General features: G+C 70.3%; 12 protein-coding genes and 1 pseudogene. 7 read left to right on the top strand and 6 right to left on the bottom strand.

The window, feature by feature from the left end; genetic code table 11:
• Positions 1 to 3: 3 nt before the first annotated feature.
• Positions 4 to 258: a hypothetical protein gene (locus REH65_RS16210; RefSeq protein ID WP_029535541.1), complete on the bottom strand. Its 255-nt coding sequence runs from the start codon at positions 256 to 258 to the stop codon at positions 4 to 6.
• A gap of 235 nt (positions 259 to 493) precedes the next feature.
• Here REH65_RS16210 and nth point away from each other — a divergent pair, with 235 nt between their 5' ends.
• The 4 genes from nth (at position 494) to REH65_RS16190 (ending at position 3,852) form a co-directional block, all read left to right on the top strand.
• Complete coding sequence (gene nth, locus REH65_RS16205; protein WP_281458698.1) at positions 494 to 1,231, top strand: endonuclease III; 738 nt, start codon at positions 494 to 496, stop codon at positions 1,229 to 1,231.
• Positions 1,228 to 1,857 carry a TlpA family protein disulfide reductase gene (locus REH65_RS16200; protein ID WP_406693039.1) on the top strand — a complete coding sequence of 210 codons (630 nt, stop codon included), beginning with the start codon at positions 1,228 to 1,230 and terminating at the stop codon, positions 1,855 to 1,857. The genes nth and REH65_RS16200 overlap by 4 nt, the downstream gene beginning before the upstream one ends.
• Before the next feature lie 44 nt (positions 1,858 to 1,901).
• A complete protein-coding gene (locus REH65_RS16195) occupies positions 1,902 to 2,558 on the top strand; it encodes an NUDIX hydrolase (protein WP_406693179.1) in 657 nt (218 codons plus the stop codon).
• Between the two features lie 109 nt (positions 2,559 to 2,667).
• Positions 2,668 to 3,852, top strand: a complete 1,185-nt coding sequence (locus REH65_RS16190) for a MarP family serine protease (RefSeq protein WP_281458701.1) — start codon at positions 2,668 to 2,670, stop codon at positions 3,850 to 3,852.
• 256 nt (positions 3,853 to 4,108) lie between these two features.
• On the opposite strand, the gene REH65_RS16185 is transcribed toward REH65_RS16190, so the two are convergent.
• From REH65_RS16185 to acs, 3 genes and pseudogenes are all read right to left on the bottom strand, one after another.
• Complete coding sequence (locus REH65_RS16185; RefSeq protein WP_281458703.1) at positions 4,109 to 4,609, bottom strand: phage holin family protein; 501 nt, start codon at positions 4,607 to 4,609, stop codon at positions 4,109 to 4,111.
• 173 nt (positions 4,610 to 4,782) lie between these two features.
• Positions 4,783 to 5,973, bottom strand: a pseudogene (nhaA, locus tag REH65_RS16180) (Na+/H+ antiporter NhaA); the annotation flags it as partial.
• A 204-nt stretch (positions 5,974 to 6,177) separates the two neighbouring features.
• Positions 6,178 to 8,157 carry an acetate--CoA ligase gene (gene acs / locus REH65_RS16175; RefSeq protein WP_406693038.1) on the bottom strand — a complete coding sequence of 660 codons (1,980 nt, stop codon included), beginning with the start codon at positions 8,155 to 8,157 and terminating at the stop codon, positions 6,178 to 6,180.
• Positions 8,158 to 8,429: 272 nt separating this feature from the next.
• On the opposite strand from acs, the gene REH65_RS16170 reads away from it, so the two are divergent.
• Positions 8,430 to 9,176 carry an oxidoreductase gene (locus tag REH65_RS16170; protein ID WP_281459036.1) on the top strand — a complete coding sequence of 249 codons (747 nt, stop codon included), beginning with the start codon at positions 8,430 to 8,432 and terminating at the stop codon, positions 9,174 to 9,176.
• Between the two features lie 2 nt (positions 9,177 to 9,178).
• Entirely contained in the window at positions 9,179 to 10,102 is a 924-nt protein-coding gene (locus REH65_RS16165) for a nucleoside hydrolase (protein WP_406693037.1), read from the top strand.
• A 7-nt stretch (positions 10,103 to 10,109) separates the two neighbouring features.
• Here REH65_RS16165 and murQ read toward each other — a convergent pair whose 3' ends face one another.
• Both murQ and REH65_RS16155 read right to left on the bottom strand, forming a co-directional pair.
• Positions 10,110 to 11,027 carry an N-acetylmuramic acid 6-phosphate etherase gene (gene murQ / locus REH65_RS16160; protein WP_406693036.1) on the bottom strand — a complete coding sequence of 306 codons (918 nt, stop codon included), beginning with the start codon at positions 11,025 to 11,027 and terminating at the stop codon, positions 10,110 to 10,112.
• A gap of 41 nt (positions 11,028 to 11,068) precedes the next feature.
• The gene (locus REH65_RS16155; protein WP_281459039.1) at positions 11,069 to 11,989 is read right to left on the bottom strand and encodes a MurR/RpiR family transcriptional regulator; all 921 of its coding nucleotides are present in this window, start codon (positions 11,987 to 11,989) and stop codon (positions 11,069 to 11,071) included.
• Positions 11,990 to 12,261: 272 nt separating this feature from the next.
• Between REH65_RS16155 and REH65_RS16150 the strand changes: the two genes are divergently transcribed.
• A complete protein-coding gene (locus REH65_RS16150) occupies positions 12,262 to 13,884 on the top strand; it encodes a purine-cytosine permease family protein (protein ID WP_406693035.1) in 1,623 nt (540 codons plus the stop codon).
• Positions 13,885 to 13,891: the final 7 nt, after the last annotated feature.

Raw genomic sequence — 13,891 nt, 5'->3', positions numbered from 1 at the left:
ATTCTAAGACTGGTCGCGCGAACGGCGGGTACGTAGCCTACCGGCGCGTCCCACCCTGCGTAGCTGGAACAGCTCCAGCGCACGTCCAATACCTTGCCGGAACAGCGCCCGCACCTCGTCCGGGCGAGCGTTCTCCAGCAACTCCTCCACCTCGTTCTCCTGCACCGCCACATGCCGCAGGCGGGCCTCCACGCGCTCCATGAAGAGCGTGAAGAACATGATCACGAGCGGTACTACGATGACGAACCAGGCAGCCATCATGGTGTGAATCCTCGCTCATACCTTCGACGCCGGTTCAACCGGGGGTCGGTTCTCAGGGCTCGGTGACGGTGCCGCCACCGTCCGTGTCAGGGCTCCTCCGTAGTCTGGTGGGGTGTCGGAGCCTGCTCGAAACACCCGCGCCAAGTCCGCTGGAACCCCTCCTGACCAGGGGAAGACCCGATCTCGGAAGGGCGAGGAGACCCGACTGGGACTCGTCCGGCGAGCGAGGCGGATGCTGCGCGCCTTGAACGAAGCCTATCCGGACGCGCACTGCGAGCTGGACTTCACCACGCCCCTGGAGCTCGCGGTCGCGACGATCTTGTCCGCGCAGTGCACCGACAAGCGGGTCAACGAGGTCACGCCCGCGCTGTTCCGCCGCTACCCGACCGCCGCGGACTACGCGGGAGCCGACCGGACCGAGCTGGAGGAGATGATCCGGTCCACCGGTTTCTACCGGAACAAGGCCTCCTCGCTGATGGGGTTGGGCGCCGCGCTCGTCGACAGGCACGGCGGCGACGTGCCCGCGAAGCTCGATGAGCTGGTGAAGCTCCCCGGCATCGGGCGCAAGACGGCCAACGTGATCCTCGGCAACGCCTTCGACGTCCCGGGCATCACCGTGGACACCCACTTCGGACGGTTGGTCCGCCGGTGGGGCTGGACCGAGCTGGAGGACCCGGTGAAGGTCGAGCACGCCATCGGGGAGCTGATTCCCCGGAAGGAGTGGACGATGCTCTCCCACCGGGTGATCTTCCACGGACGGCGCGTCTGCCACTCCCGCAAACCGGCCTGCGGCGCCTGCCTGCTGGCCAAGGACTGCCCGGCCTACGGCGCCGGGCCCACCGACCACGTCGAGGCCGCGAAGCTGGTCAGGGGGCCGGAGACGCCCCGGCTGCTGGAGCTCGCGGGCATCGTCGACGAGGTGCCGGACAAGACGGTGGAGAAGCAGGCGGCCAAGGAGCCGGTGGCGTGAACCTGCGTGCCTACCGGTCCGAGATCCAGTGGACCGTCGTCGTCGTGGTGCTCGCCGTCCTGGCCGCCGTCGCGCTCTGGCCGCGCGACCACGAGCAGCAGCAGGGCGGACCGGCCGCCGCCCCGCCACCCGCGGAGCGGATCGATCCGCAGCAGCGCGCGGCCGCCGCGCTGCAGCCCTGCCCGACCGGAACGGGCGGTCCCGCCGGGCTCGCGGGGGTCAGCGCGCAGTGCCTGGCCGACGGCAAGCCCGTTGACCTGGCCGGAGCCGTCTCCGGCGAGCCCACGTTGATCAACCTCTGGGCCACCTGGTGCGTGCCGTGCCGGACCGAGCTGCCCGCGCTGCAGGCCTACAGCACCGAACCCGGTGCGATCCGGGTGCTGGGCGTGCAGGTCGACAGCGGTGCGGGCGAAGGTCTTGACCTACTGCGCGAGCTGGGCGTTCACTTCCCCACCGTGCATGACGGCGACAACCGGGCCCGGGCCGCGCTGCGGGCCCCCAACGTGCTGCCGGTCAGCTTCGTGGTGACCGGCTCCGGCGAGGTCCGGCGCATCGACCCGCCGGTCGCGTTCGAATCTCCCGCCGAGGTTCGGGCCGCCGTCGAACGGACCCTGGGGGGCCAGTGAGCGAGAACGGACCGCTGGTCGATCCCGACGACCTGCCCGAGTGGATGCGGACGCTGGTCAAGCGCACCGCTGACCTCGACCCCGGGCACTTCGGCTGGCCGAACCACCCGCCACCCGCCTCCGCCCGCCCGGCAGCCGTGCTGATCCTGCTCGGCGAGGGCGAGCACGGCCCGGAGGTGCTGCTGCTGCGCCGCGCCGACGGCCTCAACTCGCACCCCGGTCAGGTCGCCTTCCCCGGCGGCGCGCTCGACGATGTCGATCGCGGTCCGGTGGACGCCGCGCTGCGCGAGGCCGTCGAGGAGGTGGGGGTGCGCACGGACGGCATCCGCCCGGTCGCCACCCTGCCGGAACTGCACGTTCCGCACAGCGGCTTCCGGGTCACCCCGGTGCTGGCGCACTGGACGGAGCCCTCGCACGTCGCTCCGGTGGACCCGGGCGAGACCGCCGCGGTGGCGAGCGTGCCGATCTCCTGGCTCACCGACCCGGAGAACCGGGTGCGGGTGCGGCTGAGCAGCGGCGTGGCCGGGCCGGCTTTCCTCGTTCCGGGGATGCTCGTGTGGGGCTTCACCGGCGGGCTGCTGGCCGGACTGCTGGAGCTGGCGGGCTGGTCGCGCAGCTGGAACCGCGCTGACGTGCGAGAACTCGACGAGGCGTGGCGAGCTGCGGAGGAAGCCGACGACCTCGGCTTCGGACGTTCCTGAGGGCGTTCCGGGAGGTGGCGAACGCCTCCCCGGCGGACCGGCGTAGCCGTTCCGTTGTCCGACCATGAGACGGTGGTGCGACTGATCGTCCAGTGCGAGGGGTGAGTGGGTGAACTGGGTCGACCTGCTGGTGGTGCTGCTGGCACTGCTCGCCGCGGTCTCCGGGGCTCGGAGCGGTCTGGTCACCGCACTGCTGTCCTTCGTGGGCGTGTTCGTCGGAGCGGTGGTGGGCCTCAAGGTCGCACCGCTGCTGCTGGACACCCTGGACAGCCCGGTCGCCCGGCTGGCCTTCGGCGTGGGCATCGTGGTCCTGCTGGTCGCCTTCGGCGAGACCTTCGGGATGTGGGCGGGCCGCGAGCTGCGGGACCGGATCACCTCACCGCGCCTCGCCGGGGTCGACAACGCGCTCGGCTCGGTGCTGCAGTTCCTCGCGGTGCTGGTGGTGGCCTGGCTGGTGGCGCTGCCGTTCACCTCGGCCACGGCGCTGCCCGGGCTGGCGGCGGCGCTGAGCCGGTCGCAGGTGCTCAGCACGGTCAACTCGGTGATGCCCCCGCAGGCCAGGGCGCTGCCCGACGACCTGCGCCGGATGCTCGGCATGTCCGGTTTCCCCGAGGCGCTGGAGCCGTTCTCGGAGACCCCGGTCGCCGAGATCGCACCGCCCGACCCGGCGCTGGCCGGGAGCGAGGTGGTGCGCAACGCGCAGACCAGCGTGGTCAAGATCCGCGGCCGCGCGACCTCGTGCGCCCGCGCGCTGGAGGGCACCGGCTTCGTGATCGCCCCGCACCGGGTCATGACCAACGCGCACGTGGTGGCGGGTACTGACCGGGTGGCCATCGAGATCGGCCGCGGTGACTTCGATGCCGAGGTCGTGATGTACAAGCCGGACGTGGACCTGGCGATCCTGTCGGTCCCGGACCTGGACGCCGAGGCGATGACGTTCGCGTCGAGCTCGGCGCACCCGGGGGACGACGCGATCGCGCTCGGCTACCCGCTGGACGGCCCGTACACGGCCTCCGCCGGGCGGGTCCGGGAGCGCATCCGGCTGCGCGGGCCGGACATCTACGACGCGGCGACCGTGGTGCGCGACGTCTACACGGTGCGCGGCCGGGTGCAGAGCGGGAACTCGGGCGGTCCGCTGATCAGCCCGGACGGGAAGGTCGTGGGCGTGGTCTTCGGCGCCGCGGTCGACGATCCGGAGACGGGTTTCGCGCTCACCGCGGACGAGGTCGCCGACGAGGTGGAGGAAGCCCCGCACCTCACCACCCCGGTCCCCACGGGCAACTGCACGAACTGACGAACCGGACCGCTTCCGGGAGGCCGCGAAGCTGCGAGGCCGGGTGCGGCCTGGGTGCGCGGTCCGGGAGCGGGACAGTTTTAGCCAGAATCACCCATGATCGATGTCCGTTTTGTCGGGACAATTATGGCTAAAACTGTCCACTGGTGACGTTCCCGCCGAACAGGACCCCGCACCGAGATGCGAGAACCGCGGCGGACTTGGTCCGCCGCGGTTCTCGCTGGGTGTGAGCGCCCCTGGCCGAGTGGCCGGTGGGTCAGGTGGCCGGGGTTTCCTCCGGCTTGTGGCGCTTGGTGATGTTCTTGGTCTCCTTGAGGGTCGCCATCGTGCGCTTCGGGGCGCGGATCTTGCGGACCTTCAGGTAGCCGAGCAGCGCGAACAGGCCGGCGACCAGCAGCATCGCCAGGAAGACGATGCCGAAGGCGGCCCAGCGCCACAGGCCGAGCGCGTGCAGCCCCTCGGCGGCGGTGAAGAACAGGAAGAACAGGCTGAAGCCCAGCACGCACAGCGCCAGGATGAAGTAGACGCTGCCGCGCAGCCCCTTCTTGACCTCACCGGCGATCTCGGACTTGGCGAGCTCCACTTCGGAGCGGACCAGGGTGGACAGGTGCGTGGTGGCGTCTTTGACCAACGCGCCGATGGACTGCCCGTCGGGAGCAGTGCCCTCCTCGGACAACGGGATGGAGTTCACCGCACTCCACTCCGCACCTTCACGGCTGCCGTTGGTGCTCTTCTGGGCGCTGTTCACGGCCACCATCGTGCCACGGGAGATCAGCCACGCGCCCATCGACTCGCGATGCGTTACCCGCGAGTGACATTCCCGCCCTGCTCACCAGGCCCGTTGTCACCGGCCCCGTCGGTCCCGTCGGCCTTGTTGGCTCCGTCGGCCTCGTTGGTGCCGTCGACCTCGTTGGTCCCGTCGCCGTTGTCGGCCCCGTTGCCGTTGAACTTGCGGCCGCGCCGCACGAGCGCCGCCGCGGCGAGCAGCGAGGCGACGGCGGAGGCGATGAGGACCGCGGCCTTGGCGCGTTCGGCCGCCGCGCCCTCCAGGGCGAGTTCGGTGATGAGCAGGCTGACGGTGAAGCCGACGCCGCCGAGCATCGCCAGCGCCCCCATGTCCAGCCAGGACACCGAGGACGGCTTGTTGCCGATGCGCAGCTTCACCGCGATGAACGAGGTCGCGAAGATGCCGACGAACTTGCCGACCACCAGGCCGACGATCACGCCGATCGCCACCCGGTCCTCGAACATCGAGGTCAGGGCCTCGCCGTCGACCGGCACACCGGCGGCGAAGAACGCGAACACCGGCACGACTAGACCGGCCGACCAGGGTTGCAGCCGGTGCTCCAGCCGCATCGCCGGCGAGGTCTCCTCGTCGGCGTCGGTGCGGACGCGGGTGAGCAGACCCAGCGCGACACCGGCGATGGTGGCGTGGATGCCGCAGCTGTGCACCGCGATCCAGGTGGCGACCGCCAACGGCACGTAGATCCACGGCGAGCGGATGCGCTTGTGCTGCAGGAACCAGTACAGCGCGCAGAGCGCGACGGCGGCCAGCAGCCACAGCAGGTCGAGGCCGGAGGTGAACACGACGGCGATCACGATGATGCCGCCGAGGTCGTCGACGACGGCGAGGCTGAGCAGGAACACCCGGGCCGCGGTCGGCATCCACGAGCCGGTCAGCGCGAGCACGCCGAGCGCGAACGCGATGTCGGTGGCCACCGGGATCGCCCACGCGGTCTCGTGCCCGGGGGCGCCGACGCTGATCCCGAAGGCCAGCGCCGCGGGCACGATCATCCCGCCGGCGGCGGCGATGACCGGCAGCAGCGCGCTGCGGATGTTGGACAGCTCGCCGATCACGAGCTCGCGCTTGAGCTCCAGGCCGGCGACGAAGAAGAAGATCGCGAGCAGGCCGTCCTTGGCCCACTCGCCGATGCTGAGGTCGAGGTGCAGCAGGTGCGGACCGACCTGGAAGTCGCGGACGGCGGTGTAGAAGGCGCTCGCGGGGGAGTTGGCGAGCAGCAGCGCGACGGCGGCCGCGGCGAGCAGCACCATGCCGCCTACGGTCTCGGTGCGCAGGTAGGCGCCGAAGTCGAACGTGCGGGCGCGGTTGCGGTCGAACAAGGTGGCTCCGTTCGTGGGCAGCACGATTCGTTCGCCGACCAGACTTCCCGGCACACCTGTAGTCGAGCCTAACATCCGTCTGGCGGATCAGTTGCCGCTTCAAACACCTCTCAGGGGGTGTTTGACCAGTTCAGAAGGGTTGTGCGAAAAAAATGGGAGGGCGCCCTCGAACCGAGGGCGCCCTCCCGAGAACAGCTGGGACGATCAGTCGTCGCCGGACTTCAGCCCCTTGGAGATGAGGTCCATGACCGAGGAGTCGGCCAGCGTGGTGACGTCGCCGACTTCGCGGTTCTCGGCGACGTCGCGGAGCAGGCGGCGCATGATCTTGCCGGAGCGGGTCTTGGGCAGCTCGGGGACGACCATGATCTGGCGCGGTTTGGCGATCGGACCGATCTCCTTGGACACGTGGTCGCGGAGCTCGGCCAGCGCGGCCTCACCGCTGGCGCCGTCGGCGGCCCCGCCGCGCAGGATCACGAACGCCACGATGCCCTGACCGGTGGTCGGGTCGCTGGCGCCGACCACCGCGGCCTCGGCCACGTTGGGGTGCGAGACCAGGGCGGACTCGACCTCGGTGGTGGAGATGCGGTGTCCGGAGACGTTCATGACGTCGTCGACGCGGCCCAGCAGCCAGAGGTCGCCGTCCTCGTCGTACTTCGCGCCGTCACCGGCGAAGTAGAAGCCGAGGTCGGCGAACTTCGACCAGTAGGTGTCCTTGTAGCGCTCGTCGTCGCCCCAGATGCCGCGCAGCATGGAAGGCCAGGGCTTGTCCAGCACGAGCAGGCCGCCGCCACCGGGGCCGACGTCGGTGCCGGACTCGTCGACGACCTTGGCGGAGATGCCGGGCAGCGGTGTCTGCGCCGAACCCGGCTTGGTGGCGGTGACGCCGGGCAGGGGGGAGATCATGATCGCCCCGGTCTCGGTCTGCCACCAGGTGTCGACGATGGGCGTCCGGTCGGAGCCGATGTGCTTGCGGTACCAGATCCAGGCTTCGGGGTTGATGGGTTCACCGACCGAGCCGAGCACTCGCAGGGAGGACAGGTCGTACTGGGCGGGGATGTCGGCGCCCCACTTCATGAAGGTGCGGATCGTGGTGGGGGCGGTGTAGTAGATCGTGACGCCGTACTTCTGCACGATCTCCCAGTGCCGGCCTTCGTGGGGGGCGTTGGGGGTGCCTTCGTAGATGACCTGGGTGGCGCCGTTGGCCAGGGGGCCGTAGACGATGTAGGTGTGGCCGGTGACCCAGCCGATGTCGGCGGTGCACCAGTAGACGTCGGTGTCGGGTTTGAGATCGAAGACGTGGTGGTGGGTGTAGGCGGCTTGGGTGAGGTAGCCGCCGGAGGTGTGCAGGATGCCCTTGGGTTTTCCGGTGGTGCCGGAGGTGTAGAGGATGAACAGCGGGTGTTCGCTGTCGAAGGCCTCCGGCGTGTGGGTGTCGGGCTGGCGGTCGACGACGTCGTGCCACCACTTGTCGTGGCGGTCGTTCCAGGCGACGTCGGTGCCGGTGCGCTGCACGACCAGGACGTGCTCGATGCTGGGGGCCTCGGCGACGGCCTCGTCGACGTTGGCCTTGAGCGGCATGGCCTTGCCGCGGCGGTATTGGCCGTCGGCGGTGATGACGACCTTGGCTTGGGCGTCGTTGATGCGGGAGCGCAGGGCTTCGGCGGAGAAGCCGCCGAAGACCACCGAGTGCAGGGCGCCGAGGCGGGCGCAGGCCAGCATGGAGAACACGGCCTCGGGCAGCATCGGCAGGTAGATCGCGACCCGGTCGCCCTTGCCGACACCCAACTCGGCCAGGGCGTTGGCGGTGCGGGAGACCTCGCGTTGGAGTTCGGCGTAGGTGATGGTGCGGGAGTCGCCGGGTTCGCCTTCCCAGTGGATCGCGACGCGGTCGCCGTGGCCTGCTTCGACGTGGCGGTCGGCGCAGTTGTAGGCGACGTTGAGGGTGCCGCCGACGAACCACTTGGCGAAGGGCGCGTCGGACCAGTCCAGGACCTGGTTCCAGCGGGTGTCCCAGGCCAGGCGGTCGGCCTGGTCGGCCCAGAACGCCTCGCGGTCGGCATCAGCGGCCTGGTACAGCGCCGACGTGGCGTTGGCCTGCGCCGCGAACTCCTCAGACGGCGGGAATGTCCTGCTTTCCGTCAGCAGGTTGTCGAGCGTGTTGCTCTGCCCGTCGGGCTGGCTCATTGCCCAGAACCTCCCTGGAGATGTGAATGCACTGATAGACGCACCGTAGTGCGATCTCGCTCACCGCAACAGAGGTTTCGCTTTATTGGTTCAGACCAATCGGTCGCATCGGACCGAACACGCGCCGTCACCGTCCGATCCGGACCTGGTTCCGCTGCGTTGCCCAGCGGTAACGCAGCGTCCACGAGGTGCAACGCGCTCGCAACTGTGGCACAACTCGCACGCGGGCCGCGCGCCGGGGTTTCGGGTACCGGCCGGTAGCGTCTGGACCCGTGAACGACAAGCCATCGCTGGCACCGCTGCTCGAACTCGACGGGGTCACCGACGCGGTCGCCTCCGCCCGCGCCGCGATCGACGAGGTGCACCGGCACCCGGCCAACCGGCGCGGCTGGCCCGCCACCGCCGCCGAGGCCTCGGTGCGCGCGGCCCGCGCCTCGGCCGCCGTCGCAGGCGGTGCCACCGAGATCCCGGATTCCGGCGAGGTCAGCGATCCGCTGCTCGCCGGGTCGCTGCGCGTCGCCGAGGCGATGGGCACGCTGCTGCCCACCTGGCAGCGCGCTCCCCGGCAGGCCCTGGCGCGGATGCACCTGCTCGCCGCCAGCGACCTCGTCGACGACCCCGAGCAGCTCGGCCGACCGCAGGCCGACCCGGTGATCTCCGAACGGCTGGACCTGCTAAGCGAGATCATCACCGACCCCGAGGCGCACGGGGCCGGACCGGTGCTGGCCGCCGTCGTGCACGGTGAGCTGCTCGCGCTGTCCCCGTTCGGCCACGCCGACGGCGTCATAGCCCGCGCCGCCGCCCGGCTCGCGGTCATCGGCAGCGGACTGGACCCCAAGGGCCTGGTCGTGCCGGAGGTCGCCTACTTCCGCAGGCAGGAGGACTACGCCGAGCGCGCGCTGGGCTTCGCCACCGGCGACCCGGACGCGGTCGCGGCGTGGATCGTGCACTGCTGCACCGCGCTGGAGTCCGGTGCTCGCGAGGCGGCGTCGATCGCCGACGCGGTCCAGGAGGGATGACGGTGAAGAAGGTCCTGATCGACTGCGACCCGGGCATCGACGACGCACTGGCCATCGCGCTCGCGCACGGCGACCCGACGCTGGACGTCGTGGGCATCACCGCGGTCGGCGGCAACGTGCCGCTGGAGTTCACCACCGAGAACTCGCTGCGGCTGCGCGACTACTACGGCATGACCGCGCCGGTGGCGCGCGGCGCCGGGCGGCCGCTGGTGCGCGAGGGCATCAACGCGGGCAACGTCCACGGCGTGATGGGCCTCGGCGAGGTCGTGCTGCCGGAGACCGCGAGCGAGCTGGACCCGCGGCACGCGGTGGACCTGATCATCGAGACGCTGGCCGCCGCTCCCGGCGAGATCAGCCTGGTCGCGACGGGTCCGCTGACCAACATCGCGCTGGCGGTGCGCAAGGAGCCGCGGATCGTCGAGTGGGCGGCCGAGTTCGTGATCATGGGCGGCGCCTACACGCGCGGCAACCGGACCCCGGCCGCCGAGTTCAACATCATGGCCGACCCGGAGGCCGCCGCCGTCGTCTTCGAGGCGGGCTGGACGACCGTGATGATCGGCCTCGACCTCACCCACCAGGCCCGCGCGAACGCCCAGGTCCGCGCGCGCTTCGAGGGCCTCGGCAGGCTGGAGTCCGAGCTGCTCACGCCGTGCCTGGACTTCTACGGCCGGTTCCCCGACTACCAGGAGCTCGGCCCGGCGATCCACGACGCGTGCGCGATCGCCTACCTGATCGACCCGACGCTGATGGACGCCGTGCCCGCCCGCGTCGACGTCGAGACCCAGGGGCGGTTCACCTCGGGCATGACGGTCACCGACTTCAAGGCCGAGACCCGCAACGCCCTGGTCCCGACGGTGCTGGACCAGGCGCGATTCTGGGACCTGATGACAGAGGCGTTCCAGGTGGTCGCCAAGGCGATGGGCTGACCCGCTCTCAGCCCCGCAGGCTGCGGAGGGCGTCTCGGACGTGGCCGTCGGCGACGGCCAGTGCTGCTGCGGAGCGTTCGACGTCGGCGCCGGAGAGCAGGTGGACCAGGGCCGTCTTGAGGTCCTCGCCCGCTGCGGTCAGCGCATCCGAGCACTCGTCCTCCGAGGCGCCGGTGGCCTCCTGGAGGATGGTGATCGTGCGGCCGCGCAGCTTCGCGTTGGTCGCGAGCATGCTGACCATGAAGTTCGAGTAGACCCGCCCCAGCTTGATCATCACCGCCGTGGAGAACGAGGTGAGCACCAGCTTCTGCGCGGTCCCGGCCTTCATCCGGGTCGAGCCGCTGATCGGCTCCGGGCCGGTGTCGGCGGCGATGACCACGTCGGCGGGCACCGGGCCGGGGTTCGGGTTCGAGGTCAGCAGCGCGGTGCTGGCGCCGATCTCCTTGGCCGCCGTCAGCGCCGAGATCACGTACGGGGTGCGGCCGGACGCGGCCAGCCCGAGCACGAAGTCCTTGTCCGAGCCCTGCGCGCGGATCTCGCGGGCGCCCGCGTCCTCGTCGTCCTCGGCGTTCTCCACCGCCCGCTGGTAGGCGTCCGGCCCGCCCGCCTGGTGCGCGACGAACCAGTCCGGCGGGGCGTTGAACGTCGGGATCAGCTCGGCGGCGTCGAGCACGGCCAGCCTGCCCGAGGTCCCCGCACCCACGTAGTGCACCCGGCCGCCGGAGCGCAGCGCCGCGACGGCGAGGTCGACGGCCTCGGCCAGCTCGGGCAGCACGCGCCCGACGGCCTCCGGGACGGTGCGGTCCTCGCGGTTGAACAGCTGCAGGACGTCCAGCGTCGGCAGCAGGTCGATGTCGCGGGTGTGCGGGTTGGTCTGCTCGGTCGGCGAAGCGACGCGAATCGCGTGATCCCGGCTCAAATTCATGCCTCCTGATTCGGTTGTGCGAGGCCGCTCGCGATGAGCCGTCAGGCCTCTCGGTGCCGGCGCTTGTCGGGACGACTGTCGAGGCGATGTCCGGACACCGCATCGCGAGTCGCTTCCAGCGCCGTTCTGGTCTGCTCCAGGTGCCGCTGAGCGACGCCGATGAACAGGCAGTCGATCACCGTCAGCTGCCCGATCCGACTGGCCATGGCGCCGGACCGGTAGGTCGTTTCGCGCACGGCCGTGGTCAGCACGTGGTCGGCGATCTCGGTGATCGGGGAGCGCGCGAAGTTGGTGATCGCGCTGGTGGTGGCGCCGTGCCGCTTGGCCTCGCGCAGCGCCTCGACGGTCTCGGTGGTGGCTCCGGTGTGCGAGATGCCGATCGCGACGTCGCCGGGTTCGAGCACGGCGGCCGAGGTCAGCGCGTTGTGGGTGTCCGACCAGGCGAAGCTGACCAGGCCGATGCGGTGCAGCTTCTGCTGCAGGTCGAGGGCGACGAAGGCGCTGGCGCCGACGCCGTAGACGTCGACGCGGCGCGCCGTGGCCACGGCGTCGACCAGCGCGTTCAGCGACGTGGCGTCGAGCTGGCCCGCGGTCTCCTCGACGGCCTTGGCGTCGGCGTAGCCGACCTTGGAGATGATCTGCCCGATGCCGTCGTCGGGTCCGATGTCGCCGCCCAGCTCGCGGTCGCGCGTCGAGGTGCGCGCGGTGTCGGCGGCCAGGGCGATGCGCAGGTCCGGGTACCCGCCGACGCCGATCGCCTTGCAGAACCGGGTGACGGTTGTTTCGCTGGTGCCCGCGGCCTCGGCGACCTCGGTGATGCTGCGGCGCGAGATCGAGGCCGGGTCGGCGAGCACGATGTTGGCCACGCGCTGCTCGGCCCGAGCGAGTCCGGGCAGCAGCGAGCGAATCTTGACGAGGGGGCTGCCCTCGCTCGATTCGGTGGAGATCTCTGAAGTGGCCATGTGGGAAACTTACTAACCGATTCTCGTGCAGGTCAATGCATCTCGTCAGGGTATCCGTGGGGTAGACGGGCCCCGCCTGGGTTCAGGTTGCACCACGGGACCGGAGTTCGGGCGGGCCCAACGGCCCGACTCCGCGGTCGACATCTACACCTCCTCCGCCCGCGCGCGTCGCGGCGTTCTTGTCATCTGACAGAAACGCGAGCCGTCGGCTCCGGAAACATCCGGCGCGGACACTTCCGGCCGCACGCGCGTTCGACCGGAGGAGGGACTGGATGGTCGTCGAATCACCGCGCAAGGACCCGTCGCAGGACCAGGCGGTGCGGGAAACGCTGGAGGACTACACGCTCCGCTTCGCCCCGCGCAGCTATCGGCGCTGGAAGCCCGGGGTGGTGGCCACGACGGCGCTGGGCGGCATCGCCTACCTCGCCGACTTCTCGATCGGCGCCGGGATCGGCCTGAGCTACGGCACCCTCAACGCGCTGGTGGCGATCCTGGTCGCCGCGCTGATCATCTTCGTGACCGGTGTGCCGCTGGCCTACTACGGCGCCCGCTACAACATCGACCTCGACCTGATCACCCGCGGCTCCGGGTTCGGCTACTACGGATCCGTGCTGACCAGCGTGATCTTCGGCAGCTTCACCTTCATCTTCTTCGCCACCGAGGGCGCGATCATGGCCCAGGGCCTGCACGCCGGGCTCGGGGTGCCGCTGTGGCTGGGGTACCTGATCACCACGCTGGTCGTGGTGCCGCTGGTCGTCTACGGCATGAAGGCGCTCAGCACCCTGCAGGTGTGGACGACGCCGCTGTGGCTGCTGCTCATGGTCGGCCCGATCGGCTACCTGGTGATCGTCGACCCGGACTCGGTGAGCCGCTGGCTCGCCTTCGCCGGCGAGTCCGGCGGCGGGCTCAGCGCCGCTTCGGTGATGCTCGGCGCGGGCGTGGCGCTGTCGCTGATGGCGCAGATCGGCGAGCAGATCGACTACCTGCGCTTCATGCCGCCGCGCACCGAGGCGAACAAGCGGTCCTGGTGGCTGTCGACGCTGGTCGCGGGGCCGGGCTGGGTGGTGTTCGGCGCGGTCAAGCAGGCCACGGGCGCGTTCCTGGCGTTCTTCATCATGGGCGCCGCCGGGGCCGCGGCGACCGAGCCGGTGCAGCAGTTCATGGGCATCTACGAGCTGTTCATGCCGGTCTGGCTGGCGATCCCGCTGGCGGTGGTGCTGGTGGTGCTCAGCCAGGTCAAGATCAACGTCACCAACGCCTACTCCGGCTCGCTGACCTGGACGAACTCCTTCACCCGGGTCACCAAGCACTACCCGGGCCGGATCGTGTTCGTGCTGGCCAACCTCGCGGTCGCGCTGATCCTGATGGAGGCGAACATGTTCGCCTTCCTCAACTCGGTGCTGAGCTTCTACGCCAACTGCGCGATCGCGTGGGTGTGCACGGTGGCCGCCGACATCATGATCAACAAGTTCGTGCTGAAGCTGTCCCCGAAGGAACCGGAGTTCCGGCGCGGGATGCTGCACGCGGTCAACCCGGTCGGCGTCACGGCCTTCCTGGCCTCGGCGATCATCTCGATCGCGATGTACTTCGGGGCCTTCGGCGACGCGATCCAGCCCTACTCGCCGATCGCCGCCGTGGTCATCGCCGTGGTCCTCACCCCGGTGATGGCGATCGTCACCCGCGGCCGCTTCTACCTGCGCCGCACCGACGACGGCATCGACGAGCCCCGCTTCGACGCGAGCGGCACCCCGGTCGCGACCGCCTACACCTGCGACTACTGCGCGCAGGAGTTCGAGCGGCCGGACGTGCTCGCCAGCGCCGAGCCCGGCAAGATCGTCTGCTCGTTGTGCGTGACCACCGACAAGACCGGGAAGCTGGTCCTCCCAGCTTCCTGACCAGTGG

It is taken from the genome of Saccharopolyspora sp. ID03-671 (assembly GCF_045278815.1).
Lineage (GTDB): Bacteria > Actinomycetota > Actinomycetes > Mycobacteriales > Pseudonocardiaceae > Saccharopolyspora > Saccharopolyspora ipomoeae.
The sequence above is the reverse complement of the archived record's forward strand: the minus strand, read 5'-3'. Positions and strand labels throughout refer to the sequence as shown.